At 64.7% G+C, this 24,139-nt stretch carries 22 protein-coding genes; 7 read left to right on the forward strand and 15 right to left on the reverse strand.

Features of this window, described 5'->3' with window-relative positions; translation table 11 throughout:
• Positions 1–49: 49 nt before the first annotated feature.
• Genes P0D68_RS27505 through P0D68_RS27530 form a run of 6 tightly spaced genes read right to left on the reverse strand, consistent with a single transcriptional unit; the run spans position 50 to position 6,430 of the window.
• Positions 50–571, reverse strand: a complete 522-nt coding sequence (locus P0D68_RS27505) for a c-type cytochrome (RefSeq protein WP_408298293.1) — start codon at positions 569–571, stop codon at positions 50–52.
• 58 nt (positions 572–629) lie between these two features.
• Complete coding sequence (gene soxC, locus P0D68_RS27510) at positions 630–1,907, reverse strand: sulfite dehydrogenase (RefSeq protein ID WP_408298295.1); 1,278 nt, start codon at positions 1,905–1,907, stop codon at positions 630–632.
• A gap of 12 nt (positions 1,908–1,919) precedes the next feature.
• On the reverse strand, positions 1,920–2,957 hold the full coding sequence (locus P0D68_RS27515) for an ABC transporter substrate-binding protein (RefSeq protein ID WP_408185577.1): 1,038 nt from the start codon (positions 2,955–2,957) through the stop codon (positions 1,920–1,922).
• Between the two features lie 48 nt (positions 2,958–3,005).
• The gene (locus P0D68_RS27520; protein ID WP_408297968.1) at positions 3,006–3,836 is read right to left on the reverse strand and encodes an ABC transporter ATP-binding protein; all 831 of its coding nucleotides are present in this window, start codon (positions 3,834–3,836) and stop codon (positions 3,006–3,008) included.
• Complete coding sequence (locus tag P0D68_RS27525; RefSeq protein WP_408297970.1) at positions 3,830–4,891, reverse strand: ABC transporter permease; 1,062 nt, start codon at positions 4,889–4,891, stop codon at positions 3,830–3,832. Before P0D68_RS27525 ends, P0D68_RS27520 begins: the two co-directional genes overlap by 7 nt.
• Positions 4,892–4,948: 57 nt before the next feature.
• Positions 4,949–6,430, reverse strand: coding sequence for an MFS transporter (locus tag P0D68_RS27530; RefSeq protein ID WP_091800488.1), 1,482 nt, complete (start codon positions 6,428–6,430; stop codon positions 4,949–4,951).
• 296 nt (positions 6,431–6,726) lie between these two features.
• Between P0D68_RS27530 and P0D68_RS27535 the strand changes: the two genes are divergently transcribed.
• The 7 genes from P0D68_RS27535 to P0D68_RS27565 all read left to right on the forward strand — a co-directional run bounded on the left by P0D68_RS27535 (position 6,727) and on the right by P0D68_RS27565 (position 14,737).
• On the forward strand, positions 6,727–7,794 hold the full coding sequence (locus tag P0D68_RS27535; RefSeq protein WP_408297972.1) for an ABC transporter substrate-binding protein: 1,068 nt from the start codon (positions 6,727–6,729) through the stop codon (positions 7,792–7,794).
• Positions 7,795–7,823: 29 nt separating this feature from the next.
• Positions 7,824–8,675, forward strand: a complete 852-nt coding sequence (locus P0D68_RS27540) for an ABC transporter permease (protein ID WP_408297974.1) — start codon at positions 7,824–7,826, stop codon at positions 8,673–8,675.
• Positions 8,676–8,826: 151 nt separating this feature from the next.
• Positions 8,827–9,705 (forward strand): ABC transporter permease, encoded by an 879-nt coding sequence (locus P0D68_RS27545; protein WP_408297976.1) that lies wholly within the window; start codon positions 8,827–8,829, stop codon positions 9,703–9,705.
• A 34-nt stretch (positions 9,706–9,739) separates the two neighbouring features.
• The gene (locus P0D68_RS27550; RefSeq protein WP_408297977.1) at positions 9,740–10,606 is read left to right on the forward strand and encodes an ABC transporter ATP-binding protein; all 867 of its coding nucleotides are present in this window, start codon (positions 9,740–9,742) and stop codon (positions 10,604–10,606) included.
• 46 nt (positions 10,607–10,652) lie between these two features.
• Complete coding sequence (locus P0D68_RS27555) at positions 10,653–12,029, forward strand: LLM class flavin-dependent oxidoreductase (protein ID WP_408468774.1); 1,377 nt, start codon at positions 10,653–10,655, stop codon at positions 12,027–12,029.
• Between the two features lie 51 nt (positions 12,030–12,080).
• Positions 12,081–13,028, forward strand: coding sequence for a TauD/TfdA dioxygenase family protein (locus P0D68_RS27560; protein WP_408297980.1), 948 nt, complete (start codon positions 12,081–12,083; stop codon positions 13,026–13,028).
• A 155-nt stretch (positions 13,029–13,183) separates the two neighbouring features.
• Complete coding sequence (locus tag P0D68_RS27565; RefSeq protein WP_408297982.1) at positions 13,184–14,737, forward strand: phospholipase D family protein; 1,554 nt, start codon at positions 13,184–13,186, stop codon at positions 14,735–14,737.
• Between the two features lie 53 nt (positions 14,738–14,790).
• On the opposite strand, the gene P0D68_RS27570 is transcribed toward P0D68_RS27565, so the two are convergent.
• From P0D68_RS27570 to P0D68_RS27610, 9 genes are all read right to left on the reverse strand, one after another.
• A complete protein-coding gene (locus P0D68_RS27570; protein ID WP_408297984.1) occupies positions 14,791–15,621 on the reverse strand; it encodes a polysaccharide deacetylase family protein in 831 nt (276 codons plus the stop codon).
• On the reverse strand, positions 15,618–16,733 hold the full coding sequence (locus P0D68_RS27575) for a glycosyltransferase family 4 protein (protein WP_408185589.1): 1,116 nt from the start codon (positions 16,731–16,733) through the stop codon (positions 15,618–15,620). Before P0D68_RS27575 ends, P0D68_RS27570 begins: the two co-directional genes overlap by 4 nt.
• A 482-nt stretch (positions 16,734–17,215) precedes the next feature.
• Positions 17,216–17,545: a hypothetical protein gene (locus P0D68_RS27580; RefSeq protein WP_408297986.1), complete on the reverse strand. Its 330-nt coding sequence runs from the start codon at positions 17,543–17,545 to the stop codon at positions 17,216–17,218.
• Between the two features lie 104 nt (positions 17,546–17,649).
• A complete protein-coding gene (locus tag P0D68_RS27585) occupies positions 17,650–19,029 on the reverse strand; it encodes a hypothetical protein (RefSeq protein ID WP_408297988.1) in 1,380 nt (459 codons plus the stop codon).
• Entirely contained in the window at positions 19,026–20,618 is a 1,593-nt protein-coding gene (locus P0D68_RS27590) for a vWA domain-containing protein (protein WP_408297990.1), read from the reverse strand. The genes P0D68_RS27585 and P0D68_RS27590 overlap by 4 nt, the downstream gene beginning before the upstream one ends.
• Positions 20,608–21,645 (reverse strand): vWA domain-containing protein, encoded by a 1,038-nt coding sequence (locus P0D68_RS27595; protein WP_091793980.1) that lies wholly within the window; start codon positions 21,643–21,645, stop codon positions 20,608–20,610. The genes P0D68_RS27590 and P0D68_RS27595 overlap by 11 nt, the downstream gene beginning before the upstream one ends.
• On the reverse strand, positions 21,632–22,171 hold the full coding sequence (locus P0D68_RS27600) for a DUF4381 domain-containing protein (RefSeq protein ID WP_408297992.1): 540 nt from the start codon (positions 22,169–22,171) through the stop codon (positions 21,632–21,634). Before P0D68_RS27600 ends, P0D68_RS27595 begins: the two co-directional genes overlap by 14 nt.
• The gene (locus tag P0D68_RS27605) at positions 22,168–23,130 is read right to left on the reverse strand and encodes a DUF58 domain-containing protein (protein ID WP_408297994.1); all 963 of its coding nucleotides are present in this window, start codon (positions 23,128–23,130) and stop codon (positions 22,168–22,170) included. The genes P0D68_RS27600 and P0D68_RS27605 overlap by 4 nt, the downstream gene beginning before the upstream one ends.
• 31 nt (positions 23,131–23,161) lie before the next feature.
• Positions 23,162–24,121, reverse strand: a complete 960-nt coding sequence (locus P0D68_RS27610) for an AAA family ATPase (protein ID WP_408297996.1) — start codon at positions 24,119–24,121, stop codon at positions 23,162–23,164.
• Positions 24,122–24,139: the final 18 nt, after the last annotated feature.

The following is a 24,139-nucleotide window of genomic DNA, read 5'->3' on the forward strand; positions in this document are numbered from 1 at the left end:
CAGAGTTAAGCGGAGGCGCTGATTTCCCGCGGGCGCCCGCAGGCCGGGACTACAACTGCCCCGGACGCGGATCGGCCACGAAACCGCCGCGATTGGGCATCACCACGCGCGGCAGCGACGCCGCGTCGAGGCGCGTATTCGCCGGCACGATGCCGTTCTGGTTGAGCAGGAACGCGCTCACCGCATACACCTCGTCAGCGGAAAGCGATTCGGGCGCGTTGTACGGCATCGCGCGGCGGATGTAGTCGAAGAGCGTCGTCGCATAAGGCCAGTAGCTGCCCACGGTGCGCCTGGGCTTTGCGCTCGCGAGCGTGCCCTGGCCGCCCACCAGCGCGTCGCCGAGACCGCCCTGGCCCTGCGCGCCATGACACGCCGCGCACTTCGCGGCGAACACGTGCGCGCCCGTCGCGACGTCGCCGCTGCCCGCGGGCAAGCCGCGTCCATCCGGCGCGACGTCGATGTTCCAGGCGGCGAGATCCTGCTCGGTGAGCGGCGTGCCGATCTCGTGAGCCGCGCCGGTGTGCTGTGCGACCCGCGCGACCGGCGCGCTCGATGCGCAGGACGCCAGCATCGCCAGAGACAGCAGCGTGGCCAGCGCCGTGCGCGCCGGCGTAATCTTGCGATGGCCGTCATGCATTGCGCACCTCGCCGCTTTCGTCCACGCGCCATTGCTGGATCGCGTTGTAGTGGTATTGCGAATTCAGGCCGCGCGCCGCGACGAGTTCAGCGCGCGTCGGTTGCACGTAGCCGGTCGAATCGGTGGCGCGCGAGAGAATAGCGGCCGCGCCGCCGTCCCAACGCCAGTCCGCCTCAAAGCGGGTCAGCGCGCGATCGTGGATCGCACCAATAAGGCGCGCGGCACGCCATGTTGCACCGCCGTCCGTCGATACCTCGACCTTGCGGATCGTGCCGCGTCCCGACCAGGCAAGACCGCTGATCGGGTAATAGCCGTGTGTAGTGAGGCGATGTCCCGGCGACGGTCGCGTAATCACCGACTTCGCGTCCATCTCGAAGGCGAACTGGCGCGCGGTGCCGTTCGCGAGCAGGCTCGTATATTTCGAGGTTTCCTCGCGGGTTTGCAGCGGCGCGTCGACCACCTTCAGGCGGCGCAGCCACTTCACGTTGGTATTGCCCTCGAAGCCGGGCACGATCAGCCGCAGCGGATAACCATTCTCCGGGCGCAAGCGCTCGCCGTTTTGGGCATAGACCACGAGCGCCCGGTCGAGGATGCGATCGAGCGGCAAACTGCGCGTCATCGCGGCGGCATCGGCGCCCTCCGCCAGCAACCAGCCACCCCCGGTTGCGCGACCGGACGCGGATAAACCGCCCACCTCTTCCAGCAAAGTGGACAGGCGCACGCCGGTCCATTCGCAGCACGAGAGCAGACCATGGGTGAGTTGCACCGGCATGCCGCTTGGACCGTTCCATTCGTTGCCGGTATTGCCGGAGCATTCGAGAAAATGAATGCGCGATTCGGACGGCAGGCGCAGCAGGTCGTCCATCGTGAAGAGTTTCGGCGTGCGCACGAGTCCGTGTATCGCCAGCCGGTGCTGATCGGGATCGATGTCCGGTACGCCGCCATGATGGCGTTCATAGACCAGGCCGTTGGGCGTGAGCGTGCCGTGCAGATCGGCGAGCGGCGTCATCGACGAAGCCGCGCCGGGCAGCGGCCACGCACGCGCGCTACGCCGCACGACATCTGCTTCGTGCGGCGACGGCACACCATAAGGATGGTCGAGGATAGGCGCACCGGGCACGCGGCTCGACGGCGCGACCTCGAGCGGCTTGAGCAGTTCACTCGCGGCCGCGGCTTGGGACACGGCGAGACCGCCGGCCGCCAGACGGCCAAGCAACCGACGGCGGCCGCGCGACGGCGGCGTGTCCGGCACAGGGAGACGTAACGGCATCATGCCCCGCCGCTAAGCCAGCACATTCGAGAACACCCGGTCCGCGAGGCGATTCGAATCGGTGCCGCTGTTGAGCACGCCGACCGCTTTCAGGTCGTCGGCATAAAGCGAGATTTCTTTCCTGAACGCATCGCCGACCGGATGATGACGATCGGTGTGGCTCTTGAGCATCGCGCTCAGTTGACCCACGTTCGCGGATGGCGTGTAGACCGAGAAGATCGCGGCGGCATCGTCCGGATGATTCGCGGTCCACTCGGTGGCTTCCAGCAGCGCCTGAGTCAACGCCTGCGCGGTCGCGCGATCCTTGCGCACCAGCGAACCGCGCACGCCGAGCACGCAGCACGAACGCGTCTGGTATTCGCCGCACAGATTGTTCGACACTTCATAAAGGTGATCGGACTCGCGGATCGACCAGATGGTCGGGTCGCCATCCGCGATAGCCTGCACTTCGCCCTTTTTCAACGCTTCGCCCAGCAGATTCGCCGGATACTGCCGCCAGTTCACGTCACGCTCCGGATCCACGCCGATTTTCTTCAACACGATGGCGAAGAAATTCTTGGTCGGACTCGCCATATCGCTGACGCCGATCGTGCGGCCCTTCAGCCCGCCCAAATCGACAATGCCCGACGCCCGCGTGGCCAGCAAACGCATGCAGCCGCCGTGAATCCCGGCGGTCAGTTTCACGTCGAAGCCCTGCTCCAGCGGCTTGATCCAGCGCAACGCCATGCCGACGCCCGCGTCGGACTTGCCGGTCGCGATCGCCTCCAGCAACTGATCGGTCGAGCCGGAAAAATTCACCAGCTCGACCTGCAAGCCGCGACGCTCGAAAAAGCCCTGCTTCACCGCGACGGCGACGGGCGCGGTGCAGATCGCCCCTGCATTCCACGAAAGCTTGAGCGGCTTGAGCGGAGCCTGCGGCGTTTGCGCGAAGGTCAGCGGGCCAGGCATCAGCACCGCACCGCCTAACGCCGCGGCGCCCGCGCTCCACGCCGTCTTGCGCAGCCATGCGCGGCGAGCCGGGTTTGGCGGGGCTTCATCGAAGGGATTCATGGTGAGTATTCCTCAGGTCGATTGTTGTCTGTCGATGGTTCTATTCGTTCAGGTATCCAGACCGAGCTGGGCAAGCACCTCGCGCCGCAACGCGACCAGTTTCGGGTCGTCGCGATGGCGCGGATACGGCGCGTCGTTGCGCACCTCGGCGATCACCCGCGCCGGCCGCTCGCTAAAGACGATCACCCGGTTCGCCAGCAACAGCGCTTCTTCCACGTCGTGCGTGACCAGCAGCACGGAGAAGCGCGCGTCCTGCCAGAGGCGTGCGAGTTCGTTCTGCATGCGGATGCGCGTCAGCGAATCGAGCTTGCCGAACGGCTCGTCCAGCACCAGCAGCGCCGGATCGTTCACAAGCGCGCGGGCCAGCGCCACACGCTGCGCCATGCCGCCCGACAACTGATGCGGAAACGCCTCGGCGAATTCAGTCAGGCCGACCAGCTCCAGCGCGGCATCGATGCGTTGCCGCACCCGCGCGTCCTGCGAACCGCCGCGCCAGGCAAAGCCTCCGCGCTGCGCCTGCGGACCGACGCCGACGTTGCCGCGCACCGTGCGCCACGGGTATAAGGTCGGATCCTGGAACACCACCACACGCGACGGATCGGGCCCGGTGATCGCAGCGCCATCTGCCTGCACGCTGCCCTGGGTCGGCGCATCGAGCCCGGCGACCAGTCGCAGCAAGGTGGACTTGCCGCAACCGCTCGGTCCGAGCAGCGCGACGAACTCGCCCGGTTCGACGGCGAAACTCACGTCCTGCAATACCGGCAACGCGGCGCCGCGCAGCGCGAATCGATGGCTGACGTGACGCACGTCGATGCGCGCGCCGTCACGAACCGGCGCCGCGGCGGCCGGCTGATTCAATACCTCGGGTACGGCTACCATTTGAGCAATCCTTTTTGCCAGGCCAGCAGGCGGTCGCGCACGCGGAACAGCAGCGTGATCAGACCGGAGCACATCAGCGCCATCACCAGCAACGCGGCATACATATTCGAGTACGCCGCCCAGCCCTGCGCCCATTGCAGATACCAGCCGAGCCCCGCTTTCACGCCCATCATCTCCGCGACGATCAGCACCGAAAACGATGCACCGAGCCCCATGAACAGCCCGACGAACACCGACGGCAACGCGGCCGGAATCGCGACGCGCAGGATCAGGAACGCGGGCCTCGCGCCGAGCGTGCGGGCAATGTCGTAGTACGCGGAATTGACGCCGGCCACGCCCGACCACGTCAGCACGGCGACCGGAAACGCTGTCGCCAGTGCGATCAGGAACACGCTTGCGCTGAAGCTCGACGGGAAGAAGAAGAACGCCAGCGGCAGCCACGCGGTGGCTGGCAGCGGGCCGATCAGCCGCAGAACGGGATGCACCCAGTAACTCACGGCCTGCGACCAGCCGATACTCACGCCGATCGTGAAACCTGCGACCGCGCCGAGCAGATAACCGTAGGCAAGCAGGCCGAACGAATGCACGACGCTCGTGCCGAGCCGCGGATAGTCTTCGGCATAGACGCCGATCAACGCTTGCGGCGGCGCGAAGAACGGCCGCGGCAACCATTCGAGCTGTGCCGTGACGGCTTCCCAGGCGCTGACGCCGAGCGCCAGCGCGAGCAGCCACGGCATTGCCGCGAGCCATGCACCTATACGCGTGGAGGTTGCCGCCTTGCGCCCGGACGGAGCGCGCCATCCCGCGAGCGCCGTCGCAGCCGCGAATGCCGCGAGCACCAGCTTGAGCGCAATGAAGGTGTTCGTGTACGGCCAGTCGTCGAGACTCGGCCACCACTGGGTCAGCGCCGCGCTGGCCAGCCACGCGAGCGCGGCAAGCCATGCAATCAGCACGCCGCGAGGGAGCGCGCGCCTGTTTGTGAGGCCTCCGGCATCGCCGGACTCCGCGTCGATATCAGGCCCTCGCGTCGCAATCGAATCGAACTGGGTGGACATAAGCGTTCCAGCCTCCTGCATTGTTGAGTTAGCGCGAGCGCATACTGAAAATCGTCTTCACGCGGGGTCTGGCTGCGCGTAATCCTCGCCGTCGATGTCATAGCCTGACGGCTCCCACCGAATCACCAGCAGCACGAGCAGCGAAGTCAGCGGCGCAATCGCGATCAGCCAGAACACCTTGGTGCCGAACGCGGCGGCCAGCACGGGGAACAGAAACAGCGACACGGTCGAGGCGCTGCGCACCAGCGTCTGGTTGAAGCCGACACCGATGCCGCGCAAGGACGTCGGATAGCTGAGCGACGCATACGTCATCGAATGCGAGCCCGGTCCGAAACCCTGTCCGAACAGGTAGCCGCCGAGCAGCAGGATCGCCACCACGACGAGCGCGCCGCTGCCCGGCTTGCCGATCAGGGCGAGCCCGATGAGCGAGGCGAATTGCAGCGAGTGGCCGAGCACCGTCATTTTCCAGGCGCCGACCGTCGGCGCCGTGCGCACGCCGATCAGGCCGCCCACGAACGCAAACGCCAGATTCAGGCACAGCGCCGCGATGATCGTGGTGAGCGGGCCCTGGTGAAAGAAGCTCGTGATGATCACCGGCAAGCCGAAGATGATTGCGTTGTAGCCAAACGAGGAAGCACTGCCGATCACCGCGGCGAGAATCGTGCGGCGCCGGTAAGTGTCGTTGAAGAGCACGCCGTAGTTGCGCCACGATGCGGCGCGCGGCTTGTTCACCGGCGCGGCGCCGGCTTCGACCACGGCGTCCACGCCATACGAGCGCTTGAGAATCCGCGCCGCCTCTTCCAGATTGCCCTGATTCGCGGCCCACACCGGCGATTCGCTGATATAGCGGCTGCGCACCAGAATGATCACAATCGCAGGCACCGCGCCGAAGGCCAGCGTCAGACGCCACAGCCAGCCGAGCTGATGCTCCGGCAGAATCGCGTAAAGCCCGAGAATCAGCAGATAGCAGGTGCTCGTGGCCGCATACCAGGCGGGGCACCACGCCGCGACGCTGGCTGCCTTGTTGCCCTTGCCCGCCACGCGTGAGAACTCCGCGAGAAAGGCCATCGCGACCGGTAAATCGAGGCCGACGCCAAAACCCATCAAAAACCGCGCGCCGCCGAGCACCCATGCATTCGGCGCGAGACCCGCGGCAATCGCCGCGACCACGAAGAACAGCATGTCGGCCATGAACACACGATAACGGCCGATGCGGTCAGTCAGATAGCCGCCGAACAGCGCACCGAGAATCGCGCCGAACGTAATGGCCGATGAAACGAAGCCCACCTGCACCGGCGACAACGAGAACTGGCGCGCAATGTCCTTGATCCCGTATGCGAGCGAGGTGAGGTCGTAAGCATCGAGAAAGACGCCGCCGAGCGCGATCGCAATCACGATGCGTGCATTGCTGCCCTTGGCGGCGCCGGCATTGACGATACGCGAGACGTCTTGCGCGCTACGAATGACAGTGGGCCGCGCGGCGCTATCGGCGCTTGCCTGCGAGTCGGCGGCGGCGGGTGGGAAAGCAACAGTGGACATGATCCGGACTTCGCATGAGTGGCTGAAGCGTTGCATGGTAGCCATGCGATCGATGCCGGCAAAACGACGAATTTAACTATGCAAATCGGGAAATCCGCGCTTGCTTCAATGCACCACTTTGAAGCCACGCGCAGCCGGCACGGTTCGCACTTCTGCAGATTTTCTTATCTGCAATGATTGGTTGGATTCGAGCGCACGCGAATCTAACGTGTAGTTCCGACTGTGCGCCGACCTGAGCTTTCACACCCACTCGCACCCGTTCGCACCCGCTTCCTTCTCTCGATTGGTATTTGCGCATGCGCTATTTCCGTTTGCTGAAGACTTTCGTCGCGGTGGCGACACTCTCGCTTGCCGCGACCCATGCCTACGCCGACAAACCCGCGGTGATCCGCATCGGCGTCGCGCAACAAGGCACCGGCGACCCGCCCTCTTTTGGCGGCTCGCCGGCGGCGACCGTGCAATTGCAGCAGTCGCTCGAAAAGGAATTCGCCGCCGACGGCATCAAGGTCGAATGGCTGTTCTTCAAGGGCGCGGGCCCGGCGGTCAACGAAGCGATCGCCGACAAGTCGCTCGACTTTGCCTTTCAGGGCGATCTGCCCGCCGTGCTTGCCCGCGCCAATGGCCTGAAAACGCACCTGCTGCTCGCCTCGGGCGTACGCACCGGCATCAAGGTCGCCGTGCCCGCGGATTCGGATGTGCACTCGCTCAAGGACCTCAAAGGCCGGCGCGTGTCGATCTTTCGCGGCACCAATCTGCAACTCGTCGCCGACAACGCGCTCGCCGCCAATCAGTTGAGCGAACGCGATCTGCGCGTGATCAATCTCGATACCGCGAGTTCGCTCGCGGCGCTGGCGTCCAAGGGTATCGACGCGTCCGTCAACGATTACCACGTGTACAAGCTGCGCGACCAGGGACTCGCGAAGGTCGTCTACGAATCGCAGAACGACGGTCCGCAGTTCACGCGTCAGTCTCATCTGCTGGTGCTCGACGACTTCGATCACGCGCATCCGGATGTCGTACAGCGCGTCGTCAATGTGTTCGTGAAAGGCGCGCAATGGTCCTCCGACGAAGCCAACCGCGATGCGCTCTTCAAACTCTGGGCCAAAAGCGGCGTGCCTTATTCCTCATGGCAAGCCGAGTTCGCGAATCAAAGCCTGAAGGACCGCAATTCGCCGCTGATCGATCCGTTCATCGTGGCGCGCTACAAAGCCGTGGCCGACGACGCGTTGAAACTCAAGCTGATTCGTCAGCCGGTCGAAGTGGACGGCTGGTTCGAAACGAAGTATCTCGACAACGCGCTGCGCACGCAAAAACTCGACCACTACTGGACGCGTTACGACGCCGCGGGCAAACCGCTCGGCTAACGCTCAGCCACCTCACCGGAGCGATCACGATGAGCGAAACCGTAATCCACGTCGAACGTGAACGGATTGCCTCAGCCAACGTGCCGCACGCGTCGCTATTGCGCGATGCGCGGCTGCGCGCAATAGCGTGGCGGCTCGCGCCCTGGGTGTTGCCCGCCCTGCTGCTCGCGCTCTGGACCGTGGGCTGCGAGCGCGGCTGGATCGCACCGCAAATCCTGCCGCCGCCCGAGCGTGTGTTCGACACGCTCGTCGAACTGGCCCGCAGCGGCGACCTCGCGCGCAATACGCTGATCAGCCTGCAACGCGTGCTGCTGGGTTTTGGCGCAGGCACGCTGCTCGGCTTCGCGCTCGGCGCGGCGCTGGGTCTGTCGCGCAGGCTCGAGGCTTATGTGCTGCCGAGCTTCAATGCTTTGGTGCAGATTCCCGTGCTCGGCTGGCTGCCGTTCCTGCTGTTGCTGGTGGGTGTGGGCGAACCGCTCAAATACATTCTGATCGCGCATGCGGCGCTCGTGCCGGTCACGCTGAGCACGCTGCAAGGCTTCCGGCAAACGCCCGCCGCGCTCGATGAAGTCGCGCGGGTGTTCGAATACAACGGCTGGCAACGGATTGTCTATCTGGTTCTGCCCGCGGCCGTGCCGACGCTCGCCACCGGAGTGCGGCTCGCGTTCACCAAGGCATGGCTCGCGCTGGTGGTCGTCGAACTGGTGGCGTCTTCCGAAGGACTCGGCTATCTGATCGTCTACGGGCGGCAGCTTTTTCAGCTCGACCTGGTGATGGCGTCGGTGGTCGTGGTGGGCGCGATTGGTTATGCGGTGAATCGGGCGCTGGACGCACTCGAAGCGCGTTTGCGGCGCGGACAGCCGTCGGCGTTCCGCGAGTGATGGCATGCAGGCGCACGAACACGCATCGATACGGACCAGCACACCGCAGGACACCCCAAGACACACCCGGACACCCCAGGCGCAGCCATACGCACCGACCACGCACCACCGGCAGCCACGCCCGCCAAGCGCCGCCCGTGAGGACACCCCAATGACTCTCGCCCTCTTCAAACGTTCCACCCCGTCGCCCAAGTCCGCCGACGCAGCCTGCGACTGCGCCGCGCCCGCCGCTTTCCAGCGCGCCGCCCGGCCGCGCCGTCCGTGGCTGGCGCGCTTCGATTGGCGCGGGAGCGTCTTGCCCGTCGTCGCGATTGCGATCTGGTGGGCCGTTTCGGAGGCGCACGTGGTGAAAAGCGGCCTGCTGGTCAGCCCCGCGCAGGTGCTTGCCACCGCATGGCAGCAGATCATCAGCGGCGCGCTGCTGAAGGCGCTCTCGGCCTCGCTAGCACGCGAAGCGAGCGGCTTTGTGATCGGCACGCTAGGCGGCCTGCTGCTCGGCAGCGTGCTCGGCTTCTCGCGGCTTGCCACACGCATGATCGGGCCGAGCTTCGACACCTTCAAGCAGATTTCGCTGTTCGCGTGGATTCCGCTGATCTCCGTGTGGTTCGGTCTGGGCGACGCGGCGAAAGTCGTGTTCCTCTCGCTCGCCGCGCTTCTGCCCGTCACCGCGCACACCTGCGACGGCATCCACGCCGTACCGCGCGCTTATATCGAAGTCGCGCGCGCCTTCCGTTACTCGCGCTGGCAACTCATTCGCGCCGTGACCCTGCCGGCCGCGCTGCCGTCGATCTTCACCGGCATCTATCTCGCGCTGATCTATTCATGGCTCGCCACGCTCGGCGCCGAATATCTGCTGGTGGCCGGCAGCGGCATCGGCAATACGCTGATCGACGGCAGCGAGCAGTTCCGCATGGATCTGGTGCTGTTCGGCGTGATCGTGGTCGGCGTAACCGGCTGGGCATTGAACGCGCTGGCGCGGGCCGTGGAACGCGCGATCTTCGCGCGCCGGCTCCAGTCCGCCGTTCGATGAACCCGCAACTGAACTCTCACCGCCCGGACCGCTCATGACATCTTCCACGCTCTCCGACAGCATCGACATTCTCCACGTCAGCAAACGCTACGCGCAGCAAGGCGGCGCACCGCTCGCCGTGCTCGACGACATCAGCCTGCGGGTGCGCGCCGGTGAGTTCGTCAGCGTGCTCGGTTCGAGCGGCTGCGGTAAATCCACGTTGCTGCGGCTGATCGCCGGACTGGACACCGACTATAGCGGCGACATCGTGGTCGCGGGCGACAAGGTGCGCGACACATCGCTCGAACGAGGCATCGTGTTCCAGGACCACCGCTTGTTTCCGTGGCTCACGGCTTCGCAAAACATTCTCGCCGCGCTGCGCAATGCGCCGCTTTCCGCCGCCGAAAAACGCGAAGCCGTGGCGGAACATATCGCGCTAGTCGGGCTCAAGGGTTTTGAACATGCCTACCCGCATCAACTGTCGGGTGGCATGGCGCAGCGCGTGGCGATTGCGCGCGGTCTCGTCAATCGCCCGCGCGTGTTGCTGCTCGACGAGCCATTCGGCGCACTCGACGCGCTGACGCGCGGCCGTTTGCAAAACGAGTTGCAGCGCATCTGGGAACACGAACGCATCACGATGATCCTCGTCACGCACGATGTCGACGAAGCGCTTTACCTCGGCGATCGCGTCGTCACGATGGCACCGCGCCCCGGCCGCATCAAGCGAATCGTGGACGTGGCCTTGCCGCGTCCGCGCGAGCGCCATGACCCGCGCTTCATCCGCCTGCGCGACGAAGTGCTGGCCGACTTTGCCGGGCCTGACGCCGCGCCACGCGAGGCCCATACGGACGATACGCCGCAAGACGGCACGCGCATTCCGGTAGCAAGTCCCCCGATCACCGAATGGCGGCTCGCGTGGTGACACGCCCGCTGTCCCATTCGCACAACCACCCTTCACGGAGCAGACGATGAGCGGCGACAAACAGCCGAAGCGGCAGATCAGACTGGGCGCCTTCCTGATGGAGACGGGCCACCACATCGCCGCATGGCGGCATCCCGATGCGCATGCGGGTGGCGGACTGGACTTCGCGCACTACGCGGAGCTCGCGCAGATCGCCGAGCGCGCCAAATTCGACGCGATTTTTTTCGCCGACAGCGTGAGCGTGCGCGATACCAATCTGCCCTCGCTATCGCGTACCGCGCGCGCCGATCACTTCGAACCGCTTACCTTGCTGTCGGCGCTTTCGGTCGTGACGAAACATATCGGCCTGATCGCGACGGTGTCCACCACGTTCAACGAGCCGTATAACCTCGCGCGCAAATTCGCGTCGCTCGATCATCTGAGCGGCGGCCGCTCGGGCTGGAACCTGGTGACGTCGAGCACGGAATCGGAGGCGCTCAATTTCAGTTTCGATCGGCATCCGGAGCACGCGGTCCGCTACGAGCGCGCGAGAGAGTTCTACGACGTGGTGGCGGGCCTATGGGATAGCTGGGAAGACGACGCGTTTATCCGCGACAAGAACAGCGGCGTCTATTTCGATCCGGACAAGCTGCACGTGCTCGGCCACGCGGGCAAGCACTTCAAGGTGCGCGGGCCGCTGAACGTGGCGCGTTCGCCGCAGGGTTGGCCGGTCGTCGTGCAGGCGGGCGCGTCCGAGGCCGGGCGTGAGCTCGCGGCGCAAACCGCCGAGGTGATCTTCGTCGCGCATCAAACACTCGACGAAGCGCAGTCGTTCTATCGCGACGTCAAAGGGCGTCTGGCGAAATACGGGCGCGCGCCGGACCATCTAAAGATCATGCCGGGCATTTTCCCGGTGGTCGGCCGCACCCAGGAGGAAGCCGAAGCGAAGTTCGCCGCGCTCCAGGACCTGATTCATCCGACCGTGGGCCTGTCGCTGCTGTCGAATATGTCCGGCGGCGTCGACCTCTCCCAATACGCCGTGGACGGACCACTGCCCGAACTGCCGGAAACCAACGGCGGCAAGAGCCGTCAACGCCTGCTATTCGATCTCGCGCGGCGCGAAAACCTGACGATCCGCGATCTGTATCTGCGCATTGCCGGTGCGCGCGGCCATCAGCAGCTGGTCGGCACGCCGCAAAGCATCGCGGACCAGTTGCAGCAGTGGTTCGAGGAAGAAGGCGCGGACGGTTTCAACATCATGTCCCCCTGGTTGCCAGGCGGACTGACGGAATTCGCGGAACTGGTGGTGCCCGAGTTGCAACGGCGTGGGCTGTTTCGCACGGAATACGAGGCAGTCACGCTGCGCGGCAATCTCGGGCTGCCGCGCCCCGCTAACCGATACGCCAGTGCCACGCAGCAGGTCGCGGCCGCAGCCGGCCGATAAAGCGCCGGCGCTCACACAGTCGCGCCCGTTCTCTTTCGCAAGGAGTTTTTCATGAGTGCAGCCGCAGTGCAGGAAGTACAGTCGATTCAGCTCACGCCGCTGTCCGCGCATATCGGCGCGGAGATTCACGGTGTCGATCTCACGCAAAAGCTGGATGCGCGCCAGATCGTGGAGATTCGCGCGGCGCTTCTGAAGTGGCGCGTCGTGTTCTTTCGCGAGCAGTTCCTGACGCACGAGCAGCATGTTGCGTTCTCCGCGCAATTCGGCGAACTGACCTTGGGACATCCGGTGTTCGGCCACGTGGAGGGGCATCCGGAGGTCTATTCGATTTCGAAGTACCGCAAGGCCACGCGTTTCGAAGGGCAGACCCTGCAACGCCCCTGGACGGGCTGGCACACGGATGTCACGGCCGCGGTCAATCCGCCGTGGGCGTCGATCCTGCGCGGCGTGACGATTCCCCCTTACGGCGGCGACACGCAGTGGACCAACCTGGTCGCCGCCTATCAGAAGCTATCTGCGCCGCTGCGTTCTTTCGTCGACGGACTGCGTGGCGTTCACCGGTTCACGCCGCCGGCCGGCGCGAGCGGAACGCAAGCGTTTATCCAGGCCGTCGAGCAACGCGCGCTCGTCACCGAACATCCGCTTGTCAGGGTTCATCCGGAAACGGGCGAGCGGGCGCTGTATGTCAGCCCGAGCTTCCTGAAATCCATAGTCGGCGTGAGCCCGCGCGAAAGCCAGGTGCTGCTCGAACTGCTGTGGGAACACGTGACGCGGCCGGAGTTCACCGTGCGCTTCAAATGGGAGGCCGGCAGCGTCGCGTTCTGGGATAACCGGGCAACGGCTCATCTCGCGCCCACGGATATCTTCGATCTCAACTTCGACCGGCAGCTGTATCGCACGACGCTGGTCGGCGACGTGCCCGTCGGCCCGGACGGCGCGCGGTCGGTGGCGATCGAAGGTTCGCCGGTCAGCGCCGCCGCGGCCGTCGCCTTGAACTGAGGACGCCCCCGCGCGCTTGCGATCGGCGGGACATCGCCATGACATCGCCATGACTTAGGCACGGCGCGCGCAAATCCGCCAAACCTTCAGTGCTCACTCGACTCGCCCCATGTCTCTCGGCTATCTTACGGACTGGGACGATCGAAGGGCACAATATGGCGACGTTTCGTGGCATTGCGGCAGTCTTACTGTTCACGCTGCTGAGCGCCTGCGCGAGCTTGCCGCCGCAGGCCGGCCGCACCGAGACGCACGCACTGACGGACACGGACAACACCCGGCTTGCCGCCGCCTTCGTACCGCAGGAGCGCAAGCACCCCGACAGCAGCGCCTTTCACCTGTTGTCCAACGGCGTCGATGCCCTGCTCGCCCGTATCGTGCTCGCGGAAGCGGCCGATCGCACGCTGGACCTGCAGTACTACATCTGGCACGACGACCTGACCGGCCGCCACCTGGCGAACGCGGTGCTCAAAGCGGCCGATCGCGGCGTCAGGGTTCGCGTTCTGCTGGACGATCTGGGCACGGGCGCCGACGACAAGGTTCTGCTCGCCATCAGCTCGCATCCCAACATCGAAATACGCCTCTTCAATCCGGTCGCCAATCGCAGTTTCAAGAAGCTGGGCACGGCGCTGGAGTTCAGCCGGATCAACCGTCGCATGCACAACAAGTCGCTGATCGCGGACAATCAGGCCGCCATTCTGGGTGGCCGCAACATCGGCGATGAGTACTTCGGCGCATCCAGCGAGGTCGATTTCGGCGACCTCGACGTGCTGACTTTCGGACCCGTGGTCCATCGCGTCTCCAACGCCTTCGACGAATTCTGGAACTCGGATGCCGCCTATCCGATCGTCAGCCTGACCGGACATGCCGCCGAGCCGGACGCGCTGCCGGCCTATCGCGCGAAGCTCACGGCGTTCATCGCATCCGAGCATGATTCGCCCTACGTCACGCAGGCGAGAGCCAGGCTCGGCGAAACGCTGGCTGCGCGCGACACCGACTTCTCGTGGGGCAAAGCGACGCTGCTCTACGACGACCCCGCCAAGATCACCCGCTCGCCGGACGATCCGCAGGGACACTTGCTGTCGCAGTTCAATGCGTTGCGTATCGAGCCCGCCAAGGAAGTGCTGGTCATCTCGCCGTACTTCGTGCCCGGCAAAAAAGGCGTGGCGTGGATGCGTGCCCAGACGCAGCGCGGCGTGCGTGTCACGGTGCTGACGAACTCGCTCGCCGCAACGGACGTTGCCGCCGTTCACGCGGGGTATCAGCGTTACCGCAAGGATCTGCTCGACGCCGGCGTACACCTCTATGAATTGAAACCGGCTGCCGGCGAAGACAGCGGCGGGAAGAAGAAATCGATTCTCGGTTCCTCGAAGGCTTCGCTGCATGCAAAGACCTATGTATTCGACCGGAGCAGCGTCTTTATCGGCTCGATGAATCTCGATCCTCGTTCCATCACCCTCAACACGGAGATCGGCGTGTATTGCGAAAGCCCCCCGCTCGCCGCACAGGTCGCCGATGGGCTCGAACCGAAGCTGGACCAGATCGCGTGGCGGCTCGAAACCCGCGCCGATCCCAACGGTACGAGCAGGATCGTGTGGATCGACACCGCGCCGGATGGCAAGGTGACCGAGAGTGGCGAACCCGGCGTGTCCGGCATGAAGCGCGTCGGTATCTGGTTCCTTGGCTTGCTGCCGATCGAATCGCAGCTGTAACGCGGGACCGCGCTGATTCAGCGGCTCAACTTCAGCGAAACAACTTCAGCAGATCAACGTTTGATCTTCAGATACGCACGGCTGATGGTGGGCCGTGTATGGACCCACAACCGCGAAGCCAGCCATGAAGCCGGCTTGTTCCGTACTTCGAGGCGAGTGATCGAGCGCGCCGCGCCGTCATTGCGGCCCGAATAGTTCGAACCCGGCTCGCACGTGTAGAAATGGCGGAAGCCGGCCTGAGCCGCGATGCGCCGATAGTCCGCGTCGTGATAGCCCTGCGGCCAGCACAGGTGATCCGACACGCCGCCCAGCTTCTGCTCCAGCGCGGCGCGTGCGCTCGCGAGATCGGCTGACAGTCCCGCGCATTTCTCCTCTGCGTGAGAGGACACCTGATCCCATCTCACGTGGCTATGCGTGTGACTGTGAAATTCGAACGTGCCGGCTTCACGCATGGCATGAATCTCGGACCATCGCAGAATGGCGCGGTCGGGTTCGCCGTTTTCAATCGCCCGTTCGCCGTCGTGGTGATTGAGCAAGGCAGGCACGTCGCCACCCGAGCGCGCATGCGCGCGCACTGGCCCTTCGCCGATCCAGCTCGTCACCAGAAAGCACAGCGCGGTCAAGCCGTGCGCCTGCAGAACCGGATGCGCATGCACCCAGTTGTCGAGGTAGCCGTCGTCGAAAGTGAGCACGACGGATTTCTTCGGCAAGGGCTCGCCCGCAAGATAGGCCGACAGTTGCGCGCTGCCGATGGTCGTGTAGCCCGCAGCGGCCAGATACGCCATTTGCTCGGCAAAATGCTCGGGCGACACCGTGATCATGCCTGGCGCGGTACTGATATGGTGATACATCAGCACCGGCACCGCGCGCGCGAACTTCGTCATGCTGTCGCCCGCCATTCGCCATAGTAAGGGCGCCGGGCATAGATGCCGCGCATATAGCAATCGATGGTCTCGTTCGCCATGGCGTCGACCGTGAAACGGCTGTCGGTCTTCAGACGCGCCGCAAACCCCAGGCGCTCGCGCAGCGGCGCATCGTCGATCAGACGCGCAAGCGCGCTTCTCAACGCATCGATATCGTGCGGCGGCACGAGCAGGCCGTTCACGCCGTCGTCGATCAACTCGGGCACGCCGTCGACCCGCGTGCCGATCACCGGCAGACCTGCCGCCATCGCTTCTATGAAGGATTGGCCGAGCGCTTCCTGATGCGTCGGTAAAACGAATAGATCACATCCGCGCAATACGTTGGCAATGTCCGTGCGGAACCCGAGCAGATGGATGCGATGGGCCAACCCCATGCCATCGACAATGGCCTTGATCTTGTCGAACCACACGCCGTCACCGGCCATCACGACATGCAGGTTGGGCCGCTCGGCCAGCATCGGCTGAACCGCTGCGATGAGATCCTCATGACCTTTCTTCTCGCGGATGATCGCCACCATTCCGGCAACCACGCTCGTGGCGTCCAGGCCGAGTTCGTCGCGCAGGGTGGAGCGTGTCAGCGCTTCCGGCTTCAGGATGCCGTCGTAAATCGTCTCCACGCGGCTTTCATGCACGCCCGCCGAAATCAGATACTTCCGCACATGATGGCTGACCGCGACGACGCGATGCGGAAGCCAGTTATACGTGGCCAACGACGTGATAGGCAACGCCAGATGCCGCGTGCGCACGATAAACGGCGTCCGCGCCAGCCGCCCCGCCATGCCGGCGACGAGGCTGTCATGTCCGCTATGGGTGTTCAGCACATTGAAGCGGCGACGCTCGAGCAGCGTCCTGATGGTCAGCATGGAGCGCAGGTCGCCGCCGCTGCGCATGCGCGCATGATGCACTTCGAAGCCTTCGGCGCGCGAACGGATGCCGATGCGCGCGTCTTCCGGACACACGAGCTCGACGTTATGGCCGAGCGAGCGCAGCGCGATCATTTCCTTGAGCGTGCGAACCTCCTGACCTCCCCATCCACGCGACGACTCGCTGTGGAGAACGCTTAATGCTTTCATTTCGCTGACTTGCCTTACGGCAACCTATCCTGTCTACGACGTGCGGCTCGTAATCGTTCGTAATATTTACCTCGGACCAGTGCGGTCGTCAGGCAAACGCTTTGTTCATGGGGGCGCAGCGATGTGGAAGTGAACTCAACCTGCTATCGGTCGATGTCCATTTAACGGCTTGGCATGACTTCTCGTTGACACTCGACTTTCAAGTCGATGCTGGAGTATTTGGGTGGCTTCCGGTTTTGTAAATAGGCAAACATACCGTTAGGGTCGGCTCGCATAGGCGCAAACGTTGTCGTGGGGAAAGTGTTGTTTTTGCGCTTTCAAAGCGCCGGAGGGAAAAGCACGAAGACGGAAAGCGCTTGACTACTGCTGGCATTCTCCGCCAATCGATCGAGGATGTTGTCTTTGAGCGGGCGCTGGCCGAATGTGTCCAGGGGGTTTCAGCGTTCGCGACGCGTTCGCCCCTCAATGCCGCGAATCCGTGCTCAACGCAGCCACTTGCGCACGTCCTTTTCCCACTCCGGATCGCCGCAGCCTTGCGGGTTTTCCGGGCCAAGCACGGTAATGTAGCCGCGGCTCTTCATGCATGACTCGTAGGCGCGAATTTTCGTGCATTGATCCTGGCCAGCGTTCTTCGAGACCGCTTTGCATTGCGCGATCGACCTGTCCATTGGACCGAAGTCCATATCGCTCGCCTGGTTGAGCATGGGCGCGTCGGCGCCTGACGCGGAAAACTCGACCGGGCCGGTTTGTGCGCATGCATTCAGCAGACCGGTCAACGCCACAATGAAGAGAAACTGAACACGTGGATGCATGGGCGACTCCTGCTCGAAAGAGGTTGCAAAATCATACGGTCGCATGGACAGCGGCAGCGCGCTTCCCAAGCGGTTGCTTATGTGGCGTCTGTCTCCGCACATTTTCAATCCGCCGGTTCTTCAAATCTGTTCAACGGTCCCGGCAAAGCTTTGTCTTCACGTTTTATCCTCGCCCGGTCCGCATTCCTGCGAAGCACCGCGCCGATCTCTTTCCACACAGGAAAACGCGGCGCAGCGTCTCCCGCATAGTTCGACCGGACGGCGGCGATCAGCCTCGCGGCATCCTGATCCCCGGCGGCGTCGATATTATCGAAACGGGCCGGGCGGCCGAAGTCGCGCCCTCTGTCCATCCACGCATATAACGCAGGAATGGTCCGCCGCCACTCGCCCTTACGCGCGGTCGTTGCCAGCTTGCGCCAGGCGAGCGCGTCGCTTGCCAGCCAGCGTTGGCGCGCTTCGCTGAACGCACGCTGACCTCGCCGAACGAACGACGCGACACGCGTGCGCAAGGAAATCAGAAGGATCAGACCCAACACGACAAGACCACCGGCAATCGTTTCGCGTGCGTGGATCACGATGATTCTATGCGGCGTACCCTCGCGCATGGCTTCCAGAGGAATCTCGAACAGCGGCTTTTCCCGTACGGGAGCGGCCGAAAAACGCACCGCCGGCAACACGATCGTTTCCTTGCGCCGCGTAGTCGTGTTCCACCATTCGATCGTCACCGGCGGCAGGCTGAACGTGCCGCTGCGATCGGCCACGTAGCTCGCGCTGTCGGTGCGCTCGCCGGCGACGAGTCCCGCGCGATCTTCGACGATGTTGCGCGTCGCCGAAGGTCTCGCATAGCGCTTGAGTCCGGGCTCGTCCCCGAGTATCGCGGGTGGAATCAGCATCGACTCGGTGCCGGCGGCCCGTTGCGTAATCGTGCGCGTCAGCGGCGCGCCAACGGCGAGATGCGCCGGCGCCGGTTCGATTTTCTGTTCGACGGTGAGCTTGGGCGCGGCGAAAAACGGGCTCATGCCTTCGGCCCCGGGCGGCAATGTCGCGACGAACTTCAATGCCGGCGTACTCACCTGGGCCGGTCCCTGCATGCCGCCGGGATACACCGTAATGGTCAGCGGCGCGATCTCGTAAGTTTTGCCGGCCTGCGGCGCGATCCGGTACGCGCGGCTCACGCCGAACCAGCGCGTGCCGTCGATGTCCTCCGAGAGGTTGTCGGCCTGCTCGTCGGGCAGGTTCACGATCGCGTCGGCGACGGTGAACAAAGGCCAGTTCGGCGCTTCGGTAAACCATGTTGTGGTCAGCAGATCGACGACGAGCTTGACCTCGCTGCCCGCCACGACCGGCCCGGCTGGTTCGAGATGCGCGCGCGCCATGATGCGCGGCGCGGGATCGGCCGCCGCGGCCCGGGCTGCAAGCAGGGAGACCAGCGACGAAAGCAGCAACGTCACGAGCAGCGCAGCGCTGCGTGGAAACCGCATCATGGCGCACCACCCGTCTTTGCCGCGGATTCCTGCTCGAAACGCTGTTGCAGAAAGACAGCGGGCGATGTGTTCAGATTGCGCATCCAGGCATCCTCGCTGGGACGCGGCGCCGCTTCGATGACCGCTGTCGTGCCCCTGCCCTTCTTCTTGTCCACCTGCACCTGGTCGGGCGGATCTTCCTCGGGATCGGCGTCGTTCTGTTTGTCTCGCGCGAGCAGCGTTTGCAGGTAAGCGCGATTGGCCGCGGCCTGGGCGAGCGACGGTTGCAGTTTGAGCGCGTTGTCGTAGGCCTTGATCGCGCCCGCGTAGTCGTCGAGATGCGCGAGCGTATTGCCGATATAGAAATACGACTGCGCCGACTTGAGACGCGAGAAGGCTTCGAGCGCGCCCGCGTAGTCGCCCGCCAGATACTGCGCGCGTCCCTTCCACATCGGATCGTCGAAACGCGCCGCAGCCGCCTTGTAGTTGCCGTGTTCGAGATGCCAGCGCCCTTGCTGGTCGTGCGTCGCGAACAGATCGAGCCACTGCCACGGCGCCGCCTGCGCCGGACGCGGCAGCGCGCCGAAGGCAAGCGAGATCAGCACGACCGGCAGCCACTTGACGGTCCAGCCGCGCCGGAAGCTCCACAACGCGAGCAGCAGCAATGGCAACACGAGCCAGTAGCCGCTTTCCTTCCAGCGCGGCTCGATCCTCGTTTGCTCCGCTTGCGCGAGATAAGCCTGCGCGCGATGCTGCACCCACGAGACATCGTCGTTGTCCGCGCGCATGCTGGCGAGCGGAATGCCGGCGTCGCGCGCGACGTGGCGGATCGCGTCGGCGTCGAAGGTGCCCAGCAGCGGATGGCCTTCGGCGTCCATCTGGATCATGCCGTCGGGACCGCGAATCGGACCGCCGTGCTCCGTGCCGACCGCGAGCCAGAGCAACTGGTGCCGCAGCGATTTCGCTTTCTGCACGAAGGCGTCCGTACCGTCTGCGTCGAAGCCGTCGCTCATGAACACGATCGTGCCCGCCGCCGGGTCGTTCGCCAGAAGCTGCTCGGCAACGTCGAGGCCGGCCGTCGCGTTCTTGCCGTCACGCGGCATCAGCGCTGGCGAAAGCGCGGGCACGTAGAGTTCGAGCATTGCCGGATCTTCGGTTGGCGGCACCACGAGGTGGGCGGTCGCCGCGAACACGACGAGTCCGGTGCGCGCGCCTTTGCGCGCTCTCGCGAGATCGAGCACCTTCTGTTTCGCGCGTTCGAGGCGGGTCGGCGCAATGTCGGTGGCATCCATCGAACGAGCCAGTTCGAGTACGACCACGAGCGGCGCCTTGTCCTGATTGAACGGCGGACGCTCCTGTTGCCACGTCGGCCCCGCCGCGGCAAGCGCGCCGATGCCGAGCAGCAGCGCCAACGTATGGACGGGCTGAAGCACGCGCCGTTTCGCATCACCGACAATCAGATGTTCGAGCAAGGCCGGCGCAATCACACCGCGCCAACGCGCACGGACGTCGTTGCGGCGCAGCCAGACGAACGGCAGCAGGAGCGCCGGAATCAGCAACAGCAGCCACGCCGGCCGCAGAAAATGAAACGCCGTGAGGTCAATTTCCATGCTGCGCCTCGCTGACCGGCACACCTTGCGCGCGCTGCGCTCGCCCAGTCGAGCGCAGCAGCGCGACCAGCAACGCCAGCACGTGATAGAGCGCGAGAATGAATAAGCCCGCTGCGACCGGCACCCAGAAATAGTCGCGCTGCGGCCGGTAGATTTCCCGTTTGATTTTTTCGGGCGTCAGTTTGTCGAGCGTGGCGTACACATCGGCGAGATCTTTTTCCTGGCCTAGCGCACGAAATGCGCGGCCACCTGTGATGCTCGCAATGTGCGCCAACGCATCGAGGTCGACGCGATCCTCGCCGGTGGTGGCCGGGTCGCCGATGCCCACCGTATGCACCACGAGCTTGTGCTGCTTTGCGATCTCGGCGGCCCGCTCGGGTGGGATCGCGCTGCTGGTGTCGTTGCCGTCGGTGAGCAGGATCAACACTTTCTCCTGCGCGTGCGAATCCGCCATCAGCTTGACCGTCAGGCCGATCGCGTCGCCGATTGCCGTGCGTGGCCCCGCCATGCCGATCTGCATCTGATCGAGCAGGATCCGCACGCTGTCGTGATCGAGCGTGAGCGGCGCCTGCGGATAAGCCGCGTCGCCGAACACCACGAGGCCGATGCGGTCGCCCTTGCGCTTCGCCACGAAATCGGCCACCACGCGCTTGACGGCGCCCAGCCGGTCCATGCGCTCGCCGGCCGGATCGACGAAATCGCGCGTGGCCATCGATCCTGACAGATCGATCGCAAGCATCAGGTCGCGTGCGGGTTCGTCGCGCACGATTGGCGGCTCGACGAACACGGGTTTCGCCGCGCCGGTCACGAGCAGTATCCACAGCACCGGCAGCAGCAAACGCAACAGCCAGTGGCGGCGCAGGCGCACGCCGCCGGGCGCCGGTTTTTCTCCCGCGGCCTGCGCCATTTCGTGGAAGAACGGCACGCGCACGGCCATCGCCGTGCTGCGATATGCCGGCACCAGCCACCACACCAACACGGGCAGCGGCAGCAGCGCGAACATCCACGGAAAATCAAACTTCCACATGATGATGCTCGATCCAGTCTCGCGCGTGCCGGATCAGCGCGGCGGCGTCGTCCGGCGAAACACTGGCGACCTGCTGCGGCGGCGCGTAGCTTGCGAGGGTGAGCAGCGGGCCGGTTCGCTCGTCGAACCGGCCACGCGTATGCCGCAGAAAGTCGAGCCACGCGTCGCCGGTCAGCGACGCGACCTGCTCGCGCGGTGCGACTTCGAGCGACGTGCGTTTGAGCAGGCGAGGAATCGCGGCGAGCATGGCCGCGCGCTGCATCGGGTCCGCGTGGACAGACGCGAGACCCGCTTCGATGCCCGCCAGTTCCTTTAGCGCGTGACGCCGGTAACGCTCGCGCCGATAGCGCCGCCGGGCAGCCCATGACATCAGCAGGACGGCGCCGAGCAGCACGATTGCGACGAACAGCCAGCCAATCGTTTGGGGTGCGTACGATACCGGCGCGGGCAGCGGCAACTCCTGCAAGCCTTGCAGCTCCGCCGACGACCCGGCCGGAGCGAGCGTAGCGTTCGAGGTGCCGCTCATATGCCGCTCCCCCTGGCAGGCCGCGCGCGTTCGCCGAACAGACGGCGAACCTGATCGACGGCGGGTTCGTCGGTGGACAATGCCATGAGCGGCACGCCGCTCGTACGCAGCAATTCGGCCACTTCAGCCGTGCGTCCGCTGAACAGGCTCGACAGCGGCTCGCGCACCCGCTCCTGCTCGATGCGCAATTCGACCTGCAAGCGTCCTTCGCTGACCACCAGCGTACGGCGGCCATGCATCTGCTGCCAGAGTGGATCGACGATCATCGCCGCGACGACGTCGTTGTGCGCCGCGAGTTGCCGCAACAGTCGACGCGTGCGATCGCCCGCCCCGGCGAAATCGCTGACCACGCAAATCAGATAGTCATGCCCTGCAAGTTGAAGCACGCCTTCGAGCGCGGCGTCGAGCTGGTCGTATGCGGTTCTGGCTTCGCTTCCGGCATGCAGCGCGCCGTTCATCGCGGCGAGCGCGCCGAACAGGGTCTTGATGCGGCTGCGGCTGCGCAAGGGCTTGATCCGCGTGAGCTGGCTGTCGTTGAACAGCACACCGCCGACGCGATCGCCCGCCGCGAATCCCATCCACACGGCAAGCGCGGCGGCCTCGGCGGCCACGACCGATTTGAACGCGCGGCGCGAGCCGAAAAACATGCTCATGCGCTGATCGACGACGACCAGCAGCGGCCGGTCGCGCTCTTCGGTATAGGTGCGAACCTGCGGTTTGCCGAGCCGCAACGACGCCTTCCAGTCGATATGGCGGACGTCGTCGCCCGGCAGATAGCCGCGAATCTCTTCGAAGTTCAGGCCGCGCCCGCGCAGACGCGATGCGTGCGCGCCCGACAGCACGCTCGACACCGGCGCGGGCGCGACGAAACTCAGCCCGCGCGCCTGAAATTCGAGCTTCGCGAGATGCGCGGCGTCGACATATACGCTGCCGATGTCGGTAGAGGACAGCACGGCCATGCCACTCCTGCGCATTCAAAAGACACCGGGTTCAGGCCGGCACCGCGACCTTTTCGATCAGGCGGTCGATTACCCGGTCGGCGTTGATATTGTCCGCGTTGGCATCGTAGGACAGTATCAGCCGATGCCGCAGCACGGGATGAATGACGGCACGCACGTCGTCCGGCGTAACGAAACTGCGTGCCTGCAGCCACGCCTGCACGCGGCTCGCGCGGTCGAGGCCGATCGCGCCGCGCGGACTTGCGCCGACTTCGATCCACTTGCCGAGGTCCGCGTCGAGTTGCGCGCCGTGACGTGTTGCATTGACGATCGACACGATATAGTCGTCGATTGCGGGCGCAACGACAATCTGCCTGATTTGCTCGCGCACCGCGAAGATGATGTCCTGCGACAGCACGGACGGCGCCTCGGCGGACGCATTGCTCTCCTGCCGCAGCAGGCGCAGCATCGCGACTTCACTGTCCGGCGACGGATAGTCGATCAGCACTTTGAGAAGAAAGCGGTCCATTTGCGCTTCGGGCAATGGATAAGTGCCTTCCTGTTCAATCGGATTTTGCGTGGCCATGACGAGAAAAAGCGCGGACATGCGGTGCGTTTTTCCCGCCACTGAAATTTGCCGCTCTTCCATGGCTTCGAGCAATGCGGATTGAACCTTGGCCGGTGCGCGGTTGATTTCGTCCGCGAGAATCAGATTACCGAAAATGGGACCCGGTTGAAAACTGAGCGTGCGTTCGCTGCCCGATTGCAGCAGCGTCTCCGCGCCGGTAATGTCCGACGGCAATAAATCCGGCGTGAACTGGATCCGGCTCATGGTTGCCGCGAGCCGTGTGGCGATGGCCTTGACCGTGCGCGTTTTGGCGAGTCCCGGCAGACTTTCGAGAAGCACGTGACCGTCGGCGAGCAATGCAATCAAAACCTGCCGAACCACGGACTGCTGGCCCACGACCGCCTGATTCACACTCGCTTCGAACTGCAGAACGGTGTCGCGCATCGTGCTTTCTCTCTCCAG

The organism is Paraburkholderia sp. RL17-380-BIE-A, from assembly GCF_046028085.1.
Classification (GTDB): domain Bacteria; phylum Pseudomonadota; class Gammaproteobacteria; order Burkholderiales; family Burkholderiaceae; genus Paraburkholderia.